Origin of the sequence: Brachyspira sp. SAP_772 (genome assembly GCF_009755885.1) — a bacterium.
In the GTDB taxonomy this organism is placed as follows: Bacteria; Spirochaetota; Brachyspiria; order Brachyspirales; family Brachyspiraceae; genus Brachyspira.
The window spans coordinates 1-623 of the sequence record NZ_VYIX01000256.1; the positions used below are offsets into that span (position 1 = coordinate 1).

Genomic DNA, 623 nt, shown 5'->3' on the forward strand with positions numbered 1-623 from the left:
AATGCTTTAAATGCTTTTAGAATATACAACTCTATTAACATGTTTACCGGAGAGTTTTCTATAGTTTTAAAACTTTTGTATGTTTTTATATTGGGTATATCTACTTTTATATCTATTATTTTTGGTATAATATTTTCTAGTTTTATAACAAGACCTATAAGTTTGCTTCTTAATGCTACAAACTCTATTATTAATTCAGATTTTAATATAGAGATGAAATTTTCTGGGGTTCATGACCTTAGAAACTTGATATATAGATTTAATGTTATGGCAAGGGCTTTGAAATATCATAGGGATAAAGAGAAAATAAGAGTRTCATTAGAGACTTGGAAGGAAGCTGCTATTAAGGTTGCACATGAAATAAAAAATCCGCTTATGCCTATTATGATGAATGCTGAGTTAATTGAAAAGAGATTAAAAAATAATATGTCTGATGATGATTTGGATAAAATAAGAAAGTATGTTAATACTATTATTAAAAATTCTAATAGYATTTTATCTCTGGTAAAATCATTTTCAGAGTTTTCTTTTAATATTAAACTCTCAGATGAAAAAGAATCTATTAACGATGTTCTTATTGAAGTTTTTGATTCTTTTAAAAATATGCAAAATGTTAATAGAGT

1 protein-coding gene is annotated in these 623 nt (G+C 25.0%); it reads left to right on the forward strand.

What is annotated here, in order from left to right:
- Positions 1–623: histidine kinase dimerization/phospho-acceptor domain-containing protein (locus GQX97_RS13885; protein ID WP_304488842.1), on the forward strand; the 623-nt coding region annotated here is incomplete at both ends.